This window comes from Georgenia ruanii, assembly GCF_009193175.1.
Taxonomy (GTDB): domain Bacteria; phylum Actinomycetota; class Actinomycetes; order Actinomycetales; family Actinomycetaceae; genus Georgenia; species Georgenia ruanii.
In genome coordinates this window covers 22413-43897 of record NZ_VUKE01000003.1, presented here as the reverse complement: position 1 = coordinate 43897, position 21485 = coordinate 22413, and the positions used below count along the sequence as shown (strand labels likewise).

Sequence of the window (21485 nt, the reverse complement as noted above, 5' to 3'; positions counted from 1 at the left end):
CGCTAGAGGCCGGCCTTCTCGCGCACCTGCCGCTTGATCCGCCCGAGCATGCCGGCCATGCCGCGCAGCCGCAGCGGGCTGACCACCTCGGCCAGCCCGAGCCGGTTGTACACGTCGGCCGGGACGTCGAGGACCGCGCGGGCGGTGAGCCCGTCGAGGCCCTCGTGCAGGATCCCGGCGAACCCGCGGGTGGTGGGCGACTCCGCCGGCGCGGAGAAGTGCAGGTGTACCGCGGCGTCGTCGCCGGTGCCGTCCACCTCGGTGAGGAGGAAGATCGGGGACTGGCACTCGGGCACCGGTTCGAGCAGCTCGGGGTGGTCGGCGTAGCGCTCGGGCAGCGCCGGCAGCCCCTGGCTGAACTCCAGCAGCAGCTGCAGCCGGTCGTTGGGGCCGAGGGCCGTGAAGTCCTCGACGATCGCCGCGAAGGCGGTGGGCAGCGCGGTCGTCTCGGTCATCGGGTGGGAACCTCCTCCGGGCCCGTGGCGATCGGGACGCGCACGGCGTTGCCCCACTCCGTCCACGAGCCGTCGTAGTTGCGCACGTCGGGGAAGCCGAGCAGGTGCTGGAGGACGAACCAGGTGTGGCTCGAGCGCTCGCCGATGCGGCAGTAGGCGACGACCGGCTCGCCCGGGTCCAGGCCCTTCTCGCCCTCGTAGATCGCCTCGAGCTCCTCGCGCGCCTTGAACGTGCCGTCCTCGTTGGCGGCGCGGGCCCAGGGCACCGAGAGGGCCCCGGGGATGTGGCCGCCGCGCAGCGTGCCCTCCTGGGGGTAGTCGGCCATGTGGGTGCGCTCGCCGGTGAACTCCTGCGGGGAGCGCACGTCGATGAGCTGGCCGCCGAGGAAGGCGAGGACGTCGTCCTTGTAGGCGCGGATCGTCGAGTCGTCGCGCTCGACCACCGGGTACTCCGTGGCCGCGGGGCTGGGGGTCTCGGTGGTCATCTCCCGGCCCTCGGCCTGCCACTTGGCGCGGCCGCCGTCGAGCAGGCGCACGTCCGGGTGGCCGAAGAGGGTGAAGACCCACAGGGCGTAGGCGGCCCACCAGTTGGACTTGTCGCCGTAGATCACCACGGTGGTGTCGCGGGCGATCCCCTTGGCGGACATGAGCCGGGCGAAGGCCTCGCCGTCGACGTAGTCGCGGGCGACGGGGTCGTTGAGGTCCAGGTGCCAGTCCACCTTCACCGCGCCGGGGATGTGCCCGGTCTCGTAGAGCAGCACGTCCTCGTCGCTCTCCACCACGACCAGCCCGTCCGCATCGAGGTGGTCGGCCAGCCACTGGGTGCCGACGAGACGCTCGGGGTGGGCGTAGCCGGCGAACTTCGGGTCGTCGTCGTAGGGCAGAGCCATGTCGGGATCCTCCAGGTTTCCGCGGTCCTTCTCCGATCCTCTCACTGGGGCGGCGAAAGCTCACCGGGCGGTGAGCCGGGTCTCACCAGCCGACCGCTCGCCCCGCACACCCCGGTTGCGGCACCGGGCATCCGTCCTACGTTGGACGAGTTGGCGCACGCACACCGGCGAGTGCGAGGGGGCCGCCATGACGTTCAGGGTCGGCGTGAACGTGGAGGACCTCGAACGCGACCTGCGGGACGCCGTGGACGGCGAGGTCCGCTTCGACGCCGGCACCCTGGGCGCCTACTCCACCGACGGGTCGAACTACCGCCAGGTGCCCCTCGGCGTCGTCGTCCCCCGCACCCCGGACGCCGCGGCCGCGGCGGTGCGGGTGTGCGCCGGGCACCGCGCCCCGGTCCTCTCGCGCGGGGGCGGCACGAGCCTGGCGGGCGAGTGCACGAACACGGCGGTGGTCCTGGACTGGACGAAGTACTGCCACGCGATCGAGCACGTCGACGTCGCGCGGCGCACCTGCCTGGTGCAGCCGGGGGTGGTGCTCGACGTCCTCAACGACCACCTCGCCCCGACGGGCCTGCGCTTCGGCCCCGAGCCGTCCACGCACCCCAACTGCACGATCGGCGGGATGCTGGGGAACAACTCCTGCGGGGCGACGGCCCAGACCTACGGCAAGACCGTCGACAACATCCGCCGGCTGGAGGTGGTCACCTACCGCGGCGACCGCTTCTGGCTCGGGCCTACCGACAGCGACGAGTACCCGGACCTGCGGTGGGACGCCGTCATGGCCGCCGGCGGCCGGCGTGCGGAGGTCTATCGCGAGCTCAAGGACCTGGCCGACGACTACGCCGACCGCATCCGCGAGGGCTTCCCGCACATCCCGCGGCGGGTGTCGGGCTACAACCTCGACTCCCTCCTGCCCGAGCACGGCTTCCACCTGGCCAAGGCCGTGGTGGGCAGCGAGGGCACGTGCCTGACGATCCTGCGGGCCGAGCTCGAGCTCGCGCCGGCGCCGAAGGCGACGTCGCTGGTGCTCCTGGGCTACCCGGACTCGGCGGCCGCCGCCGACGCGGTCCCGGCGATCCTGCCCTACCAGCCGTTCAAGCTCGAGGGCGTCGACCAGCGGCTCGTCGACCTCGAGAAGACCCGGGGAATGCACAAGCGGGCCATGGCGGAGCTGCCCGACGGCGGCGCCTGGCTCTTCGTCAGCCTCCCGGGCGAGGACGACGACGACGCGCGCGCCAAGGCACACGCGATGGCGGCGGACCTCCAGCGGGGCGACGGGTCCGGCGGCCGGGCGGGGGCCGGCGGCCCCTCCGTCCACCTCGTCGACGACGCCGACCACGCGGCGGCCCTGTGGCAGGTGCGCGAGGGCGGCCTTGGCGCCACCGCGCGGCCGGGTGGTCCCGCAGAGACCAGGCCGGACTGCTGGCCGGGGTGGGAGGACTCCGCCGTCGCCCCGGACCGGCTCGGCGACTACATCCGCGACCTGCGCGGGCTGCTGCAGCGCCACGGCTACCAGGAGGTCTCCCTCTACGGCCACTTCGGCCAGGGCTGCCTGCACTGCCGCATCCCCTTCGACCTCGTCACCGCCGCCGGGCTGGAGACCTTCCGGGCCTTCATGCACGACGCCGCCGAGCTCGTGGTCGGCTACGGCGGGTCGCTGTCGGGCGAGCACGGTGACGGCCAGGCCCGCGGCCCGCTCCTCGAGACCATGTTCGGGCCCGAGCTCGTCGAGGCGATGCGCCGGTTCCGCCGCATCTGGGACCCCGACGGGCTGATGAACCCGGGCAAGGTCGTCGACGCCCGCCCGCTCACCGCCGACCTGCGACTGGGGACGGAGTGGGCGCCGGCCGACCCGCAGGACCTGTACTTCCGCTACCCGGACGACGACGGCAGCTTCCAGCGGGCGGTGCTGCGCTGCGTGGGGGTGGGCAAGTGCCACGCGCCGGACAGCCAGGGGCGGGTGATGTGCCCGAGCTACCGGGCCACCCGCGAGGAGGAGCACGCCACCCGGGGGCGGTCGCGGCTGCTGTTCGAGGTGCTCGACGGGCACGCCGACTCCACCGTCAGCGGGGGCTGGCGGTCCACGGACGTGCTCGAGGCGCTCGACCTGTGCCTGGCGTGCAAGGGATGCCGCAGCGACTGCCCCATGCACGTGGACATGGCCACCTACAAGGCCGAGTTCCTCGCCCACCACTACGCCGGGCGGCTGCGCCCGGCGGCGCACTACTCCATGGGCTGGCTGCCGGTGTGGGCCCGGCTGGCGGCGCTGGCGCCGGGAGCGGTCAACGCGCTCGCGCACACCCCCGGGCTCGACGGGGTGCTCAAGGCCGCCGGCGGCGTCGACGCCCGCCGCACCCTCCCCCGCTTCGCCCGCACGCGGTTCACCACGTGGTTCCGCCGCCTCGACCGCCGCGGCCGCCTGCCGCGCGGGGACGGGTCGCGCGGGGAGGTCCTGCTCTGGCCGGACACCTTCACCAACCACCTCGGCCCCTGGATCGGGGCGGCCGCGGTGGAGGTGCTCGAGGCCGCCGGCTTCACCGTGCGCATCCCTGACCAGGAGCTGTGCTGCGGGCTGACGTGGATCTCCACCGGTCAGCTGGGCATCGCCAAGAAGGTCCTGCACCGCACCGCGGCCGCCCTGGCCCCCTGGACGGCCGCCGGCACCCCCGTGGTGGGCCTCGAGCCGAGCTGCACCGCGGTCTTCCGGGCCGACGCCGCCGACCTGTTCCCGCGGGACCGCGATGTCGAGCGGCTGCGGGCGCAGACGAAGACCCTCGGCGAGCTCGTCCTGGAGCGGGCCCCGGACTGGGACCCGCCCCGCCTCCAGCGCGCGGCCATCGTCCAGATGCACTGCCACCAGCACGCCGTCCTCGACGAGCACGCCGACGTCGAGCTGCTGCGGCGCGCGGGCGTCTCCGCGCAGGTGCTGGACTCGGGCTGCTGCGGGCTGGCGGGCAACTTCGGCTTCGAGGCCGGCCACTACGACGTGTCGATGCGGTGCGCCGAGGACGGGCTGCTGCCCGCCCTGCGCGCGGCCAGCACCGACACCGTCGTCGTGGCGGACGGGTTCAGCTGCCGGACCCAGATCGACCAGAGCGGCGAGCTCCCCGGGCAGGGCGACGGGCGGCGCCCCGTCCACGTCGCGCAGCTGCTGGCGACGGCGCTGCGCCACTCAGGCCGCCCCGTCGAGCACACGAGAGGACGTTGACATGGCGATGACGGTGGCCGCGTACCTGCTGTCCCGGCTGCGTGAGTGGGGCGTCGAGCACGTCTTCGCCTTCCCCGGCGACGGCATCAACGGCATCCTCGGCGCCTGGACCGACGAGTCCCTGCACGCGCCCGCGTTCGTGCAGGCCCGTCACGAGGAGATGGCCGCGTTCGAGGCCGTCGGGTACGCGAAGTACGCCTGGCCGGGCGGCCCGCGCCCGCGCCTCGGGGTCTGCATGGCCACGTCGGGCCCGGGGGCGATCCACCTGCTCAACGGGCTCTACGACGCCAAGCTCGACCACGTGCCGGTCGTGGCGATCGTGGGGCAGACCGCGCGCAGCGCGATGGGCGGGTCCTACCAGCAGGAGGTCGACCTGCTCACCCTGTTCAAGGACGTCGCCAGCGACTACGTCCAGATGGTCACCGTGCCCGAGCAGCTGCCGAACGTGCTCGACCGGGCCATCCGGGTCGCCATCGGCCAGCGGGCACCGACGGCGATCGTCATCCCCTCCGACGTCCAGGACCTCGAGTACACCGCCCCGGGGCACGCGTTCAAGGAGGTGCCCTCGAGCCTGGGCACCGCCTGGCCCGACGTGGACCCCGACGACGAGGCCGTCCGCCGCGCGGCGGACGTCCTCAACGCCGGCACGCGGGTGGCGCTGCTCGTGGGTCAGGGCGCCCGCGGGGCGCGCGCGGAGATCGAGCGGGTGGCGGACCTGCTCGGCGCCGGCGCCGCCAAGGCGCTGCTGGGCAAGGACGTCCTGCCCGACCACCTGCCCTGGGTCACCGGGTCCATCGGCCTGCTCGGCACCCGGCCGAGCTACGAGATGATGATGGGCTGCGACACCCTGCTCACCGTCGGGTCGAACTTCCCCTACACCCAGTTCATGCCGCCGCTGGACCAGGCCCGCGCCGTCCAGATCGACATCGACGCCCGCTTCATCGGCATGCGCTACCCCTACGAGGTCAACCTCGTCGGCGACGCCGCCCGGACCCTGCGGGCGCTGATCCCGCACCTGGCGCGCAAGAGCGACCGCGGCTGGCGCGCGGGCATCGAGCAGGACGTCGCCCGCTGGTGGGAGACCATGCACGACCAGGCGATGGTCTCCGCCGACCCCGTCAACCCCATGCGGCTGTTCTGGGAGCTCAACGAGCGGATGCCGGAGAACGCGATGCTGGCGGCCGACTCCGGGTCCTCGGCGAACTGGTACGCCCGCGACCTGCGGTTCCCCGACGGGGTCCGGGGGTCGCTCTCGGGCACCCTGGCCACCATGGGCCCGGGCGTGCCCTACGTCATCGGCGCGAAGTTCGCCCACCCCGAGCGCCCGGCGATCGCGTTCGTCGGCGACGGGGCCATGCAGATGAACGGCATGGCCGAGCTCGTCACCGTCAAGAAGTACTACGAGCGGTGGAGCGACCCGCGGCTCGTCGTCGCCGTCCTGCACAACGACGACCTCAACCAGGTCACCTGGGAGATGCGCGCCATGCAGGGGGTGCCGAAGTTCGTCGAGTCCCAGTCCCTGCCGAGCGTGGACTACGCCGGCTTCGCCCGGAGCCTGGGCCTGCAGGGCGTCGCGGTCGAGCAGCCCGACGCGATCGCCCCGGCGTGGGACGCCGCATTAGGGGCCGACCGGCCCACCGTGCTCGACGTGCGCACCAGCCCCAACGTCCCGCCCATCCCGCCGCACGCGACGTTCGCGGAGGTCAAGGCGCTGGTCTCGTCCATGGCGGCCGGCGACGAGGACCGCTGGTCGGTGCTGTGGGAGGGCGCCAAGACCAAGCTGCAGGAGTTCCTCCCCCACCGCGTCTCGTGAGGGGCCGATGACGCCCGACGTGCCGGTCGAGGGCCTGGACGTTCTGGTCTACACGATCCCCACGGACCAGCCCGAGGCGGACGGGACCATCGCGTGGTCGGCGACGACGATGGTCGCCGTCCGGGCCCGGGCCGGCGGCGCCGTCGGCCTCGGCTGGACCTACGCCGCGGCCGCGGCGGCGGCGGTGGTCCGCGACGTCCTGGCCGACGTCGTGCGCGGGCGCGACGCCCGCGACGTCCCGGCCGCCTGGGCCGCGATGCAGCAGCAGCTGCGCAACATCGGGCGGCCGGGCATCGCCTCGTGCGCGCTGTCCGCCGTCGACGTCGCGCTGTGGGACCTGGCCGCCCGGCTGCTCGACGTCCCGCTCGTGCGGCTGCTCGGCCGCGCCCGCGACGCCGTCCCCGTCTACGGCAGCGGCGGGTTCACCACCTACGACGACGCGACGCTGCGCTCCCAGCTGGGCGGGTGGGTGCACGCGGACGGCATCCCCCGGGTCAAGATCAAGATCGGCGAGTCCTGGGGCACCCGCACCGACCGCGACCTCGCCCGGGTGCGGCTGGCCCGGGCGACCATCGGGGACGCCGCCGAGCTGTTCGTCGACGCCAACGGCGCCTACTCCGTGGGGCAGGCGGTGCGCCTGGCCCGCCCGCTCGAGGACCAGGGGGTGACCTGGTTCGAGGAGCCGGTCAGCTCCGACGACCTGGCCGGCCTGCGCCACGTGCGTCGGCGGACCACGGCCGACGTCGCCGCCGGGGAGTACGCCTGGTCCCTGGTCGAGGCCCAGCGGCTGTGCGCCGCGCAGGCGGTGGACTGCCTGCAGGCCGACGCCACCCGCTGCGGCGGCTACACCGAGTGGCTGCGCATCGCCGCGGTGGCGGCCGCCCACCACCTGGAGGTCTCCGCGCACTGCGCACCGGCGCTGCACGCCCCTGTCGCCGGCGCCGCGCCGAACCTGCGCCACGTCGAGTGGTTCCACGACCACGTGCGCATCGAGCACCTCCTGCTCGACGGCGCCCCCGCCGCCACCGGCGGCGCGATGGTCCCCGACCTGGCGGCGCCGGGGCACGGGATCACCCTCGCACCCGCCGCGGAGCGCTACCGCACGGGCTGAAGCCCCGCGCCCCGCGCCCCTCGGGCCTCCGGGCCCCGGCGAAGGCGTCAGCCCCGGCCCAGCGCGCGGTGGACCTCGACGGCGACGACGAGGTCCTCCCACGGCATGCCGGTCCCCTTGAACAGCCGCGGGCCCGTCGGCGGCAGCTCCGCCCGCCCGGTGACCACCTCCGCCAGGGTGACGATCTCCTCCGCGCCCAGCACGCCCTCGGCCAGCGGGAGGACCACGTCCCCGCCCTCGCGCAGGGTGCTGGCGCGAGACTCCACCACCACGGCGGAGCGCACCACGAGGGCGTCGTCCGTCTCGCGGGCGTCGGGGTGGTGCGAGCCCATGGCGACGACGACGGCGTCGTCGCGCACCATCGCCCCGTCGAACAGCGGCTCGCGGGCGCTGGTGCAGCAGCACACGACGTCCGCCCCGGCGACGGCGGCGTCGCCGTCACCGGCGCCGAGGGTCCGCACCGGCACGCCCGCGGCGGCCACCTCGGCGGCGAGCGCGTCCAGCCGCCGCCGGTCGCGGCCCACCAGCGTCACCTCGGCGACCTCGCGCACCGCCCGCACCGCCGCCACGTGCCCGCGGGCCTGCGGCCCGGTGCCGAAGACGGTGAGCAGCACGGGCTGGTCCGCCGGGCCCGGCGCCAGGTGACGCACCGCCAGCGCCGAGAGCGCCGGGGTGCGCAGCACGGTGAGCGCCGTGCCGTCCAGGAGCGCGGCCGGCCGCTGGTCCGCCCCCGCGAAGAGCAGGTACATCCCCTGCAGCAGCGGCAGGCCGCCCGCGGGGTTGGCCGGGGTCGAGGAGAGCACCTTTACGCCCGACCACGCCCCGCTGGCGGAGGGCATGAGCAGCAGCTCCCCGTGCGCGGTCACCGCCCGCGAGCGCGGCGCGTCCGCCTCGGGGTCGAGCCCGCCGCGCAGCGCCGCCTCGAGCGCGTCGACGGCGGTCCCCACCGGCACGCTCGCCACCACCTCGGCGGCGGAGACCAGCCGCGCGCCCCCGAACAGCGACGGCCCGCTCCCGGGGGATGCCTTCTCGTCCGGGCGCACGCCGGGATCGAGATCGCTCACGGTGGACCTCCTTGTACCGTCACACGTTCTCACGCCGCGACGGCGTGTGGCGGGATGCACACCGACACCGGACGGCGCCGGGCGTACCCTCGGCCCAGCAACCCGCACGTCCCGCACAGGATCGGAGCTGTCCGTGGTCAACCTCGCCTATGTCATCGCCGGCTCGGAGGCCACCGGCGGCGCCGGCCTCCAGGTGGATCTCAAGACCTTCCAGGAGCTCGGGGTCTACGGGGTCGGCACCATCACCTGCATCGTGTCCTTCGACCCCAAGAACGACTGGGGCCACCGCTTCGTCCCGGTCCCGGCGGAGGTCATCGCCGACCAGATGGAGGCGGCCACGTCCGCGCACGCGCTCGACGTCGTCAAGATCGGCATGCTCGGCACCCCGACGACCATCGACGTCGTCGCCGAGGGCCTGCGCCGCCAGCCGTGGCGGCACGTCGTCCTCGACCCGGTGCTCATCTGCAAGGGCCAGGAGCCCGGCGCCGCCCTCGACACCGACAACGCCCTGCGCGAGGCGGTCCTCCCGCTGGCCACCGTGGTCACCCCGAACCTGTTCGAGACCAAGACGCTGTCCGACATGGACACCATCGAGTCGGTCGACGACCTGGCCGAGGCGGCCCGCCGCATCCACGACCTCGGGCCGCGGTTCGTCCTGGCCAAGGGCGGCGTCGAGCTGCCCGGCGAGGACGCGGTCGACGTGCTCTTCGACGGCGAGGACGTCACGGTGTTCGCGGCCCCCAAGGTCGGCCAGGAGCGGGTCTCCGGGGCCGGGTGCACCCTGGCGGCGGCGGTCACGGCCGAGCTGGCCAAGGGCGCCGACGTGCGCGACGCCGTCGACCTGGCCAAGCGGTTCGTCACGGCGGGGATCGAGGGCCGGGTCGCGGCCCGCACCCCCTTCGACACCGTCTGGCAGGGGGCCTTCGCCGGCTGACCCCTACGACCCTGGGGGGTCGGGAGGGGGCGCCGACAGGGGGGCATCCAGCGCGCCGCGTGCCTGGCGCCGGTGAGAGACTTTCGCCAACACTTGTCGACCTGCTCGGCGCCGCGGAGGTCGCGATGGCGCAGCCCCTGGGGATACCGCTCCTGCCTCCCGCCGGGATGCCGTTCCTCGAGGTGCTCGGCCCGGGGATCCGCGGGCGCCGCATCCCCCTGGTGCGCGAGGCGCTCGTGCTCGGTAACGCGCCCACCTGCGACGTGTGCCTCGAGGACCCGGACCTCAGCCCGCAGCACGCGGCCGTCCGGCGCGTGGGCGAGACGGTGCTCGTCGAGGATCTCGGGTCCCGGCTGGGCACCTTCCTCGACGGCGTGGCCGTGACCGCCCCGAGCGAGCTGCACGCCGGCGACGTCGTCACCCTCGGCGACGTCCGGCTGCGGTACGGGCAGGCACCGGCGGAGCCCGCCACGGCCGGCCCGGCCGACCCGCTCGCGGTCCTCGACTCCGCCGAGACGGTGACCACCATGGAGCCGGAGGTCTACGCCGAGCTGGTGGTGCACCACCGCGAGCAGCTCCTCGGACGCGCGGCGGTCTGGCTGGGGCGTGCCCGCCGGCTGTTCTGGGTCGGCGCGGCGGTGGTCGCCCTCGGCGGCGCGGCCTTCGCCGTGGGGATGCTCGCCTTCCTCGGCTGGCCCCCGGCGCTGCTCGACGTCGTCCCCCGTCCGCCGGACATGTTCGGCTGGGCGCTGGCCGGCCGCGTGCTCAGCGGGCACGTGGCGTGGGCGGTCGGGCTGGCCGGGCTGCTCACGGTGCTGCTCGCCCTCCTCGTGCACGTGCTCGCACGCTCACGGGCACGCCGGATCACGAGGACGATCCCGCCGCCGCCGACGTCCTGGCACCTGACGCCGCACCCCGACGGCCCGTGACGCCGCACGCCGCGCGCCGACGGGGCGTGACACCACACACGCACCCTCGGCGCGACAGTGCGGCCCGCCCCGTGCGACGGTGAACCGGCCGCACCACCGAAAGGAACCGCAGGACATCGTGAGCACGACCGGGACCTCCTCCACCCCCGCGAACGAGACCAGGACACCCGGCTCCGTGTCGGTGCTCCGCACCCGGGCCCGCACCCGCCTGGTGCTCGCGGGCGACGTCGACATCAGCCTCAACGCCACGCTCAACGACGCGGTCGAGCTGGCCGTCGGGCTCGGCCGGCCGGTCGACGTCGACACCGCCGACGTGACCTTCATGGACTCCGCCGTCGTCGCCATGCTCGCCCGGCTGGCCTACCGCGTGCCCGACCGGCTGCGGATGCTGCGGCCCCCGGACCTGGTCCGGTTCCTGCTCGACGTCACCCAGCTCGGGGAGATCGTCGACATCCTCGACGAGGACCCCGACGAGCCCGTCACCACCCACCGCCCGCCCGCCGCCTGAGCGCGGATCCGGCCGACGGCGCAGGCTACGTTGGGGGCCATGGCACCCACCGACGCCTTCCCGCCCGCGGCCCCCACCGGCGACACCCGCACCACGGCCGCCGGCGACGACCCGGCGGCCACCGACACCCGGACGATGCGCGAGCGGATGCTCGCCGGTGACCTCTACATCGCCGACGACCCCGAGCTGGCCGCGCAGAACCAGGCCGCGCTCGACCTCATGGACGCCTACAACGCCACGACGGTCCGGCAGGGTCCGCTGCGCCGTCGCCTCCTCGAGGAGCTGCTCGGGTCGATCGGGGAGGACACCGAGATCCGCCCGCCCCTCTTCGTCGACTACGGCACCCAGATCGCCCTCGGGGCCCGCACCTTCGCCAACTACGGCCTCGTGGCGCTCGACGTCGCCCGCATCACCATCGGCGACGACGTCCAGATCGGCCCGAACGTCCAGCTGCTGACCCCCACCCACCCGGTCGAGCCGGAGCCGCGCCGGGCGAAGTGGGAGGCGGCCGAGCCGATCACCATCGGGGACAACGTGTGGCTCGGCGGCGGGGTCATCGTGTGCCCCGGGGTGACGATCGGGGAGAACACCGTGGTCGGCGCGGGCGCCGTCGTCACCAAGGACCTGCCCGCCAACGTCGTCGCCGTGGGCAACCCCGCGAAGGTCATCCGGCACGTCGAGGGGTGATCCGGCGGTTCGCGACCGTCGGGGCATCTCACACGATCCGAACTCTCGGGTTGGGCTAGGGTTGCCGGGTCCGCCCGCGTGGTCCCCGCGCGGTGGCGGCAGCCCCTCTCCCGGTGCGATGGCGCGCCGCGCCATGACGTGACCATCGGGCGCCGCGCGCCCGCAGCCCCTGGGAGTCTGTGTGACCTCGCCCTTCGCCGCCGTCCAGCGCCCGCCGCGCGGTCCCGAGGAGCGCCGGCAGGCGCGGACCGAGGACGTCACCTCCGTCCGCGGCGCGCTGCGCGATCCGCGCCGCCTGCGCACCGAGGTCCTCGCCGGACTGGTCGTCGCCCTGGCGCTGATCCCGGAGGCCATCTCGTTCTCGATCATCGCCGGGGTCGACCCGCGGATGGGCCTGTTCGCCTCGTTCACGATGGCCGTCTCGATCGCGATCCTTGGTGGACGGCCGGCCATGATCTCCGCCGCCACCGGCGCGGTCGCCCTCGTCATCGCGCCGGTGGTGCGCGAGCACGGCATGGACCACTTCATCGCCACGGTGATCCTCGCCGGGGTCATCCAGGTCGCCTTCGGGGTCCTCGGGGTGGCGAAGCTCGTGCGGTTCATCCCGCGCAGCGTCATGGTCGGCTTCGTCAACGCCCTGGCGATCCTCATCTTTCTGGCCCAGCTGCCGCACCTGACCGGGGTGCCGGTGGTCGTCTACGGCATGGTCGCCGTCGGCATCGCGCTCATCGTCCTCGTCCCGCGGCTCACCACGGCGGTCCCGGCCCCGCTCGTGACCATCGTCGTCCTCACCGTCGTCACGGTGGCGTTCGCGCTGCACGTGCCCACCGTCGGGGACCAGGGCCAGCTGCCCGAGTCCCTGCCGTCCCTGTTCGTCCCGGACGTGCCGCTGAGCCTGGACACCCTGCGGATCATCGGCCCCTACGCCGTCGCCATGGCGCTGGTCGGGCTGATGGAGTCGCTCATGACGGCCAAGCTGGTCGACGACGTCACCGACACCCGGTCGGACAAGACGCGGGAGGCGTGGGGCCAGGGCGTGGCGAACGTCGTCACCGGGTTCTTCGGCGGCATGGGCGGGTGCGCGATGATCGGCCAGACGATGATCAACGTCAGGGCCTCCGGCGCCCGCACCCGGATCTCGACGTTCCTCGCGGGGGTGTTCCTGCTGATCCTCGTGGTCGGGCTGGGCGACGTCGTCGCCACCATCCCGATGGCCGCGCTCGTCGCGGTGATGGTCATGGTCTGCGTCGGCACCTTCGACTGGCACTCGATCCGGCCGGCGACGCTGCGGCGCATGCCGCGGTCCGAGACCCTCGTCATGCTGGCCACCGTCGCCGTCACGGTCGCCACCCACAACCTCGCCTACGGCGTCGTCACCGGCGTGCTGGTGGCCGCGGTGATGTTCGTGCGCCGCGTCGCCCACCTCACCGAGGTCGTCGAGGTCGCCCATCCCGACGAGCACACCCGGGTCTACGCCGTGGTCGGCGAGCTGTTCTGGGCCTCGAGCAACGACCTCGTCACCCAGTTCGACTACGCCGGCGACCCGGAGAACGTCGTCATCGACATGTCCCGGTCGCACATCTGGGACGCCTCCACCGTGGCCGCCCTGGACGCGATCACGACCAGGTACGCCGCCAAGGGCAAGACGGCCACCATCGTCGGGCTGGACGCGGACAGCGCGGAGCGGCACGGGCGCCTCGCCGGCCACCTCGCCGGCGGGCACTGACGCGCCGGCCGGCGGCGGCCCCGACGCCGCGCGCGGGCGCCCGCGCGGTTACTCGGCCACCACCCGCAGCGAGGTGAGCCTGGGGTCGGCGGCGTCGGGCACGAGCATCCCCGCCGCGAGCCCGGTGGTGAGGTACTCGACGATCTCGGCGTTGACCCGCTCCCCGGGCGCCAGCACCGGGACCCCGGGCGGGTAGGGGCTGATCTCCTCGGCGACGACGCGACCGACGGCCTGGGCGATCGGCACCTGCTCCACCCGGGCGAAGAACGCCTCGCGCGGCAGCATGACCATCTCGGTCTCCAGGGCGGACCCGGGTGGCAGCGCCACCGGCGGCGCCGGCTCGATGCCCCCCGCCTCCTCGGCGAGGCGGGCGAGGGAGTCGACGAGCACCTGCTCGGTGCGGTCGTCGTCGCCGACGGTGATGCGCGCGCTGAGCCGGCAGGTGTCCGCCGACCCGGTGTCGACGTGGCAGGTGGCGCGCAGCCACTCGGCGGCCTGGAACCCGGTGATCCCCAGCGGCCGGACGTCCATCGTGAGCACGAGCGGGTCGAGGTCGAACACTCCCTGCGGCCGGACGACCTCGCGCCCCATGAGCTCGATCCCGTCGATGCGCCCCACGGCCTCGCGCACCCGCCCGGCCCGGTCGATGGCGGCAGACAGCAGCTCCTCCCCCTGCTCGACCATCTGCCGGCGCCACCCGTCGAGGGTGAGGTAGACCAGGCTCGACGAGCTCGTCGTGCCGAGGAGGTCCTCGCGCGCCTTGAGCACGTCGGGGTCCACCCGGTCCCCCTGGAGGTGGAACACCGAGCTCTGCTCGATCGCGCCGCCCATCTTGTGCACGCTCGTGACCACGAGGTCGGCGCCGACGTCCATGCCCCAGGCCGGCAGGTCGTCGTGGAAGGGCAGGTGGGCGCCCCACGCCTCGTCGACGATGAGGGGGACGTCGTCGTCGTGGCAGACCCGGGCGACGCCGGCGATGTCCGCGCAGGTCCCCCAGTCGGTGGGCGAGACGAGCAGCATGCCCTTGGCGTCGGGGTGCGCCTCGAGGGCGCTGCGCACGTCCTCGGGCTCGGGCGGGTGGGCGATGTGGAGGTCCTCGTCGAAGTGCGGGTGGACCCACACGGGCCGGATGCCACTGAGGATGAGGCCGGAGACGACCGACTTGTGGGCGTTGCGCGAGACGAGCAGCTTCTCCCCCGGGCCGGCCACGGACATCATGGCGGTCTTGACCGACAGCGAGCTGCCGCAGGTGGAGAAGAACGCCTTGTCGGCGCGCACGGCGTCGGCCATGAGCTCCTGGGCCTGCTGGAGGACGCCCTGCGACTGGCGCCGGTCGTCCAGGCCGTTGAGGGAGAGCACGTCCGAGGCGTAGACCCCCTCGCCGACCACCTCGACCACCCGCGGGTCGGCCCCCCGGCCCTGCCGATGCCCCGGAGGGCCGTAGACGATGTCCCCCCGGCTGCGGAAGGCCTCCAACGCCTCCAGCACCGGCACGCGCGAGTGGTCCATGACGGCTCCCTCCCTGCTCAAGCGGCCCGTGACCGCCTGGGAAGGCCGATCCTGGGGGCGCTCCCGACGCCCCGCAACCGCAACGACCCCGGCCGGTCGGCCCGGCGGGTGTGGGTGGGGTGCCGCACACTGGCCCCATGTGTGGTCGCTACGCCAACGCCCGCCGCGACGCCGATCTGGTCACCGCCTTCGCGATCGACGAGGTGGTCGGCGAGGAGCTGCCGCCGTCGTGGAACGTCGCCCCCACCGACCAGGTGCGCGCGGTGCTCGAACGCGCGCCGCGCCAGGACCCCGAGGCGACGCCGGCGCGCCAGCTGCGCACGGTGCGCTGGGGGCTGGTGCCCTCCTGGGCCAAGGACCCCCGGGGCGGCGCCCGCCTCATCAACGCCCGCTCGGAGACGGTCACCGAGAAGCCGGCCTTCCGCAAGGCCGCCGCGCGTCGACGGTGCCTGCTGGCCGCCGACGGGTACTACGAGTGGGAGAAGACCCCCGAGGGCAAGCAGCCCTACTTCCTCCACGGCGACGGCGTGCTGGCCTTCGCGGGGCTCTACGAGCTCTGGCCGGACCCGGCCCTGCCCGACGACCACCCCGACAGGTGGCTGTGGACCAACACCATCCTCACCACCCAGGCCGCCGACGCCATCGGGCACATCCACGACCGGACCCCGCTTCTCGTGCCCGCGGACCTCATCGACGCCTGGCTGGACCCCAGCGTGGAGGACCTCGGCACCGTGCGCGAGATGGTCGCGGCGATGCCGAAGCCGGTGCTGCGCCCGCGCCCGGTGTCCGCGGCCGTCGGCGACGTCCGCAACGACGGGCCCGAACTGATCGAGCCGGTCGAGCCGTAGCGCCGGCCGGCGCACCGACGCCGCCCGCCGCGCCGCGGTCAGGCCGCCGACAGGTCGATCACGACCTTGATGTCGGCCTCCTGCGGCTGGAACGCCTCCGCCGCCCGCTGCAGCGGCACCCGCCGGGTGATCAGCCGGCGCAGCCAGTCCAGGTCGGCCTTGGCCAGGGCGTCGGCCGCGGCGGCGTAGTGGGCCAGGTTGGCGTTGACCGAGCCGACCACGACGTCGTTGTCCAGGACGATCTCGCGGTTGAGCGACCCGGCGTCGATGGTCAGGCGACGCCCGCGGGAGGAGACGCCGGTGAGGCACACGATGCCGTAGGCGCCGGTGTTCGCCATGGCCGCGACGACCACCGACACCGCCCCGGTCGCCTCGATCGTCACGTCGGGCCGGAGCTTGCCGGCGACGTCGTCGGCCGGGTCGCTGTGGTAGGTCGCGCCGAGGTCGGCCACGAGCTGGGGCTTGGGCCCGTCGGTGACCCGGTCGAGGACGTGCACCTCCATCCCGCGCTGGACCCCCAGCAGGGCGGCGAGCAGGCCGATGGGTCCGGCGCCGGTGACGAGCACGGTGCGCGGGTCGAACCAGGACCGCGCCCCGATGCGCTCGACCTGGTCCCAGGCCTTGGCGACGACGGTGGTGGGCTCGAGGAGCATCCCGACGTCGGCCAGCCCGGGCTCCAGGCGTACGGCGAACTCGTGCTCCACCCGCCAGCGCTCGCTGCCGTACCCGTCGCGCTCCTTGATCCCGCGCTCGGTGTACCTGCCGTTGCGGCACATGTCGAACTGCCCGCGGGCGCAGGCCCCGCACGGCACCGGGTCGGGGCGGCGCACGACGCCGACGACGAGGTCGCCGGCGCCGAAGCCGGACCCCTCCGGCGCCTCCCGGACCCGGCCCAGGGACTCGTGCCCGAGCACGAGGCGGTCGTGGCCCGCGGGCGCCCAGCCATACTCGCCGCGGGCGATCTCCCTGTCGGTGCCGCACACCCCCAGGGCGACGCCGTCGACCAGGAGGTCCCCGGTGTCCGGGCCGGGCTCGGGGACGTCGGTGACGTCGAGCGAGTCGCCCTGGAGCGGGACGACGGTCAGCGCGCGCATGGGCCCTCCTAGGCGGACCGGTTCGTGGCCTTCTTGGCTTCCTTCGCGGGATGGGTGCCGCTGAGGTGGCGGGCGGTGTTGACCAGGCCCACGTGGCTGAAGGCCTGGGGGGTGTTGCCGACCTGGCGGTGCGTGTCGAGGTCGTACTCCTCGCTGAGGATGCCGAGGTCGTTGCGCAGGCCGAGCAGGCGTTCGAACAGGTCGACCGCCTCGTCCCGGCGGCCCGTGCCGTGCAGGGCGTTGGCGAGCCAGAAGCTGCAGGCGAGGAACGCCCCCTCGGCGCCGGGCAGGCCGTCGACGCCGCCGTCGGCGTCGGGCCGGTAGCGCAGCACGAAGCCGTCCTCCATCAGCTCGCGGCGCACGGCGTCGACGGTGCCGACGATCCGGTCGTCGTCCCAGGGCAGGAAGCCCACCTGCGGCAGCAGCAGCAGCGCCGCGTCCAGGCCCCGGGAGCCGTAGAACTGGGTGAAGGTGCCGCGGTCGGCGTCGAAGCCCTTGGCGCAGACCTCGGCGTGGATCTGCTCGCGCAGCGCCCTCCACCTGTCCACCGGGCCGTCGAGCCCGAACCGCTCGACGGCCTGCACCGCCCGGTCGATGCCGGCCCAGGCCATGGCCTTGGAGTGGACGAAGTCGCGCCGGGGCCCACGCACCTCCCACAGGCTGTTGTCCTGGTCCTGCCAGTGCCCCTCGAGGTAGTCGAGCAGCGCGCGCTGGAGCTCCCACGCCGGGCTCTCCCGGGTCATCCCGGCCATCCGGGCCACGTGCAGGCCGTCGAGGACCTCGCCCCACACGTCGAGCTGGAACTGGCCGACCGCGGCGTTGCCGATGCGCACCGGGCGGGACCCCTCGTAGCCGGCCAGCCAGTCCACCTCGTACTCGGTCAGCCGGCGGGTGCCGTCGATGCCGTACATGATCTGCAGGTCGGCCGGGTCCCCGGCGACGGCGCGCAGCAGCCAGTCACGCCAGGCGCCGGCTTCCTTGACGAACCCGGTGCCGAGCAGGGCCTGGAGGGTGAAGGTGGCGTCGCGCAGCCAGCAGAAGCGGTAGTCCCAGTTGCGCGGGCCGCCGAGCCGCTCGGGCAGCGACGTCGTGGCGGCGGCGACGATGCCGCCGGTGGGCTCGTAGCTGAGCGCCTTGAGGGTGATCAGGGAGCGGTGCACGGGCTCCTCCCAGGAGCCCTCGTACTTGATGTTGGCGATCCATCGCCGCCAGAAGTCCAGGGTCCGGTCGAGCACCTTCCCGGCGTCGCGCCGGCCCGGCGCCGGCTGGTGGGAGGGGTGGTGGGTGAGCACGAACGGCACCCGCTCCCCCTCGCCGACCTCGAACTCGGAGACGGTCGTCATGTCACGGCCCTCGAGCCGTGCCGGGGTGTCCAGCCAGATCGCGTCCGGGCCCGCGATGGCCGAGAGCTGCTGCCCGCCTTGGCGCCGGACCCACGGGATGATGTGGCCGTAGTCGAAGCGCAGCCGCATCTCCATCCGCATCGGCACCCGGCCGGAGACGCCCTCGACGATGCGGACGATGTCCGCGGCATCGTCGCGCGGGGGCATGAAGTCGATGAGGCGGACGGTGCCGTCGGGTGTCTCCCACTCGGTCTCGAGCACGAGGCTGTCGCCGTGGTAGTGCCGCCGCGTGCACCGGCCGCCGGCCGCGGGCCCGATCTGCCAGAAGCCGGCGTCGTCCCCGCCGAGCAGCCGGGCGAAGCAGGCGCCGGAGTCGAACCGGGGCAGGCAGAGCCAGTCGATGGAGCCGTCGCGGCCCACGAGGGCCATGGTGTGCAGGTCACCGATCGGGCCGTAGTCCTCGATGCGCTGGCTCACCGGACCTCCCGCCCTCGGGCAGGCCGCGCGTGCGGCCGACGTCCCTGGTGTAGAGGACGCTCTCGTGCGCCGCAACCGGGAGCGCCGGCCCCCGCGCGCACCGGGTGCGGGCGTGCCTACGCTGGCGCCGATCGTCGACAGACCGCCGTCGGTGAGAAGGGGGGCGCCCCGTGCGCACGCCACCTGACCCGGTTCCGCACGGCTCCCGGCACGTCCGTGCCGCCGGCGCCGTGGCCCTCGCCGCGGCGGTCACCATGCTGCTCGGCGCGTGCGGTGGGGGTGCGCCGTCGGCGGCGCCCAGCACCCCGTCCCCCAGTCCGATGACCGCCGCCCCGTCATCGGCCGGCGCGTCATCGGCCGGTGCATCGATGGCCGCGGCGGCCGTGCAGATCAAGAACTTCGCGTTCGCACCGGCGTCCCAGACAGTGGCGGCCGGTCAGACGGTGACCTGGACGAACGACGACTCGACGGACCACACCGTCACCGCCGACGACAACTCGTTCGACAGCGGCCGGCTCGCCCCGGGGAAGACGTTCACGCACACCTTCGCCACGGCGGGCACGTACGCCTACCACTGCGCCATCCACCCCAACATGACGGGCACGGTCGTCGCCAGGTAGCCGCGGCTCGCCCGTCAGGTGTGCGCGGGGATGAGCGTCCTGGCCAGCCCCGCCACCGTGTCGGCGACGGCGGCGCGGGCCTGGGTGAGGTAGCGGCGCGGGTCTGTGACGCGCTCGTCGGCGGCGAGACAGGTGCGGACCGCGGCGGTGTAGCCGACGTTGAGGGCGGTGCCCACGTTGACCTTGCGGATGCCGGCCGCAATGGCCTCACGCAAGCCCTCCGCCGGGACGCCGGACGACCCGTGCAGCACGAGCGGCACCGGGACGGCAGCCGTGAGCCGCCGGATGAGCCCGGCGTCGAGCTGCGCCGTCGCGGACGTCATCGCGTGGGTGCTCCCGACGGCGACGGCGAGCCCGTCCACTCCCGTGCGGGCCACGAAGGCTGCGGCGTCCTCCGGGTCGGTGCGCACGCCCGGGACGTGCGCACCCCCCTTGCCGCCGATCTCGCCGAGCTCCGCCTCGACCCACAGACCGTGGGCGTGCGCGCGCCGCGCAAGATCGGCGGTGAGGCTGACGTTTGCCTCGTCGTCGAGGTGTGCGGCGTCGATCATGACCGAGGTCACGCCGAGGCGTCCGGCGGCGGCGACGCTCTCGAGGCACAGCTCCACGTCCTGGAGGTGGTCGAGGTGCACCGCGATCGGCACACCGGCCGCCTCGGCGACCTCCCGGCACGCGAGGACGAGCGGCCCGAGCCGGCCGCCGTGGAAGCGCACGGCGTTCTCGCTGACCTGGAGGATGCCGCCGACGCCGGCTCGTTCGAGCCCGGCGACGATCCCCTCCGCGTGCTCGAGCGTGATGACGTTGAAGGCCAACGCCGCGGAGCCGACCCGACCCGCCTCGGCCACCAGGGACGACGTCGTCGTGAGGGTCACAGGGACTCCGCGGGGACGAGGGCGCGCAGCGGCTCGGGGAGCAGCTCCCCGTGCGCGGAGCTCAGGGTGTCGCACATCTCCCAGATCTCGCGCGGCGTGAGGGTCGAGGAGGCGTTCGGGTCCATGAGCACGGCCTGGCGCACCAGCCGCGGGTCGCCCGTCCGCGCGGCCTCGACCGTGAGCCTGGCGACCGAGAGGTAGGGCTGGTTCTGCGCGGCGCACTGCACGGGCAGCGACCCCATGGCCACCGGGTGCAGCCCGTCGCGGTCGACCGCGGCGGGCACCTCGACGACGGCGTCCCGGGGGAGGTTGTCGATCAGGCCCGCGTTGGGGACGTTCACGTGCACCTCGCGCGGCGTGCCCGTCACGATCGAGTGGATGATCTGCGGCGCGTACTCGCTCGCCCCGTCCTCGAGCGGCAGCGGGGACCCGTCCGCAAGGAGCGCCTTGGCCGCCTCGAACTCGGCCACGTTCTCGCGGCTGATGCCGATGTACTGCAGAGGCTCGATGCGGAAGCGGGCGACCTGCGCGGCCGAGCGCAGGAACCAGCTCAGGTACTCCGACGAGTGCTCGCTCGTCTCGGTCGGGTAGTAGCCGAGGCGGCGGAACATCTCGACGCGAACGCGACGTTCCAGCCCGGGCTCGGCGCGGATGCGGTCCCGCAGCGCCGGGTACAGGTCGCGGCCCTGGTGCGTCCACTCGAGCAGCCACGCCTGGTGGTTGACACCCGCGGCACGGTAGCGCGTCTGGTCCACCGGGACCCCGACGAGTGCGGCGAGGTCGTGCGCGGTCCAGTACACGCTGTGGCACAGGCCGGCGACCTTGAGCTCGGGCGCGACGACGGACGCCCACCACACGTTCATCGCCATCGGGTTGGTGTAGTTGAGCAGCCAGGCGTCCGGGCACACGGCGAGCATGTCGGCCGCGATGCCGGCCAGCACGGGGAAGGTCCGGAGCGCGCGGAACACCCCGCCGACGCCCGTGGTGTCGCCGATGGTCTGGTTCAGGCCGTACGACGCGGGGATCTCGAGGTCCTTGATGGTCGCCTCGATGCCGCCGACCTGGATCATGCAGATCACGAAGTCGGCGCCGGCGAGGGCTGCGCGCCGGTCGAGCGTCGCCGTGACGGTCAACCGGCCGCCCAGCTGGGCGTCCAGCCGCCGGGCGGTGCCCTCGGCCACGGCCAGCCGCTCCGCGTCGATGTCGTGCAGCGCGAGGTGCGCATCGGCGAGCTCCGGAAAGCTCAGGAGGTCAGCGACGAGCTGACGGGTGAACACCACGCTGCCGGCGCCGAGGAACGCGATCGTGACCATGCGCCGATCCTCGACCGCTCCGCGCAAATCGTGCAAGAATACGGTCAGCGATATTTCAAAGTGCTCATTTTTATTGCGCGA

General features: G+C 74.0%; 18 protein-coding genes. 10 read left to right on the top strand and 8 right to left on the bottom strand.

Features of this window, described 5'->3' with window-relative positions:
• Positions 1-2 precede the first annotated feature (2 nt).
• Together GD880_RS04685 and GD880_RS04680 are read right to left on the bottom strand one after the other, a co-directional pair.
• A complete protein-coding gene (locus GD880_RS04685; protein ID WP_152230470.1) occupies positions 3-455 on the bottom strand; it encodes a SufE family protein in 453 nt (150 codons plus the stop codon).
• Positions 452-1345 (bottom strand): sulfurtransferase, encoded by an 894-nt coding sequence (locus tag GD880_RS04680; RefSeq protein ID WP_152230469.1) that lies wholly within the window; start codon positions 1343-1345, stop codon positions 452-454. The genes GD880_RS04685 and GD880_RS04680 overlap by 4 nt, the downstream gene beginning before the upstream one ends.
• 187 nt (positions 1346-1532) lie before the next feature.
• On the opposite strand from GD880_RS04680, the gene GD880_RS04675 reads away from it, so the two are divergent.
• The 3 genes from GD880_RS04675 to GD880_RS04665 are packed head-to-tail and all read left to right on the top strand — an operon-like array spanning position 1533 to position 7480.
• The gene (locus GD880_RS04675) at positions 1533-4556 is read left to right on the top strand and encodes an FAD-binding and (Fe-S)-binding domain-containing protein (protein WP_152230468.1); all 3024 of its coding nucleotides are present in this window, start codon (positions 1533-1535) and stop codon (positions 4554-4556) included.
• Position 4557: 1 nt separating this feature from the next.
• Positions 4558-6369 carry a thiamine pyrophosphate-requiring protein gene (locus GD880_RS04670; RefSeq protein ID WP_152230467.1) on the top strand — a complete coding sequence of 604 codons (1812 nt, stop codon included), beginning with the start codon at positions 4558-4560 and terminating at the stop codon, positions 6367-6369.
• Between the two features lie 7 nt (positions 6370-6376).
• Positions 6377-7480 carry an enolase C-terminal domain-like protein gene (locus tag GD880_RS04665; protein ID WP_152230466.1) on the top strand — a complete coding sequence of 368 codons (1104 nt, stop codon included), beginning with the start codon at positions 6377-6379 and terminating at the stop codon, positions 7478-7480.
• A gap of 47 nt (positions 7481-7527) precedes the next feature.
• Here the strand turns inward: GD880_RS04665 and GD880_RS04660 are convergent, their stop codons facing one another.
• Positions 7528-8544 (bottom strand): ornithine cyclodeaminase family protein, encoded by a 1017-nt coding sequence (locus GD880_RS04660; protein ID WP_226909381.1) that lies wholly within the window; start codon positions 8542-8544, stop codon positions 7528-7530.
• 133 nt (positions 8545-8677) lie between these two features.
• On the opposite strand from GD880_RS04660, the gene thiD reads away from it, so the two are divergent.
• The 5 genes from thiD to GD880_RS04635 all read left to right on the top strand — a co-directional run bounded on the left by thiD (position 8678) and on the right by GD880_RS04635 (position 13328).
• A complete protein-coding gene (thiD, locus tag GD880_RS04655; protein ID WP_152230465.1) occupies positions 8678-9478 on the top strand; it encodes a bifunctional hydroxymethylpyrimidine kinase/phosphomethylpyrimidine kinase in 801 nt (266 codons plus the stop codon).
• A gap of 125 nt (positions 9479-9603) precedes the next feature.
• A complete protein-coding gene (locus GD880_RS04650) occupies positions 9604-10407 on the top strand; it encodes an FHA domain-containing protein (RefSeq protein ID WP_152230464.1) in 804 nt (267 codons plus the stop codon).
• 118 nt (positions 10408-10525) lie between these two features.
• On the top strand, positions 10526-10915 hold the full coding sequence (locus GD880_RS04645) for an STAS domain-containing protein (RefSeq protein WP_152230463.1): 390 nt from the start codon (positions 10526-10528) through the stop codon (positions 10913-10915).
• Positions 10916-11050: 135 nt separating this feature from the next.
• On the top strand, positions 11051-11602 hold the full coding sequence (locus GD880_RS04640) for a sugar O-acetyltransferase (RefSeq protein ID WP_152230651.1): 552 nt from the start codon (positions 11051-11053) through the stop codon (positions 11600-11602).
• 277 nt (positions 11603-11879) lie between these two features.
• Positions 11880-13328: a SulP family inorganic anion transporter gene (locus GD880_RS04635; RefSeq protein WP_226909408.1), complete on the top strand. Its 1449-nt coding sequence runs from the start codon at positions 11880-11882 to the stop codon at positions 13326-13328.
• Between the two features lie 48 nt (positions 13329-13376).
• On the opposite strand, the gene GD880_RS04630 is transcribed toward GD880_RS04635, so the two are convergent.
• Entirely contained in the window at positions 13377-14837 is a 1461-nt protein-coding gene (locus tag GD880_RS04630; RefSeq protein WP_152230461.1) for an aminotransferase class I/II-fold pyridoxal phosphate-dependent enzyme, read from the bottom strand.
• A gap of 137 nt (positions 14838-14974) precedes the next feature.
• Here GD880_RS04630 and GD880_RS04625 point away from each other — a divergent pair, with 137 nt between their 5' ends.
• A complete protein-coding gene (locus tag GD880_RS04625) occupies positions 14975-15685 on the top strand; it encodes an SOS response-associated peptidase (protein WP_152230460.1) in 711 nt (236 codons plus the stop codon).
• A 38-nt stretch (positions 15686-15723) separates the two neighbouring features.
• On the opposite strand, the gene GD880_RS04620 is transcribed toward GD880_RS04625, so the two are convergent.
• Together GD880_RS04620 and GD880_RS04615 are read right to left on the bottom strand one after the other, a co-directional pair.
• A complete protein-coding gene (locus GD880_RS04620; RefSeq protein ID WP_152230459.1) occupies positions 15724-16779 on the bottom strand; it encodes a glucose 1-dehydrogenase in 1056 nt (351 codons plus the stop codon).
• Between the two features lie 8 nt (positions 16780-16787).
• Positions 16788-18599 (bottom strand): glycoside hydrolase family 15 protein, encoded by a 1812-nt coding sequence (locus tag GD880_RS04615; RefSeq protein ID WP_226909380.1) that lies wholly within the window; start codon positions 18597-18599, stop codon positions 16788-16790.
• 368 nt (positions 18600-18967) lie between these two features.
• On the opposite strand from GD880_RS04615, the gene GD880_RS04610 reads away from it, so the two are divergent.
• Positions 18968-19219, top strand: coding sequence for a cupredoxin domain-containing protein (locus GD880_RS04610; RefSeq protein WP_264372267.1), 252 nt, complete (start codon positions 18968-18970; stop codon positions 19217-19219).
• A gap of 14 nt (positions 19220-19233) precedes the next feature.
• Here the strand turns inward: GD880_RS04610 and GD880_RS04605 are convergent, their stop codons facing one another.
• Positions 19234-20091 carry a class II fructose-bisphosphate aldolase gene (locus GD880_RS04605; protein WP_152230458.1) on the bottom strand — a complete coding sequence of 286 codons (858 nt, stop codon included), beginning with the start codon at positions 20089-20091 and terminating at the stop codon, positions 19234-19236.
• A complete protein-coding gene (gene melA, locus GD880_RS04600; RefSeq protein WP_152230457.1) occupies positions 20088-21404 on the bottom strand; it encodes an alpha-glucosidase/alpha-galactosidase in 1317 nt (438 codons plus the stop codon). Before melA ends, GD880_RS04605 begins: the two co-directional genes overlap by 4 nt.
• Positions 21405-21485 lie beyond the last annotated feature (81 nt).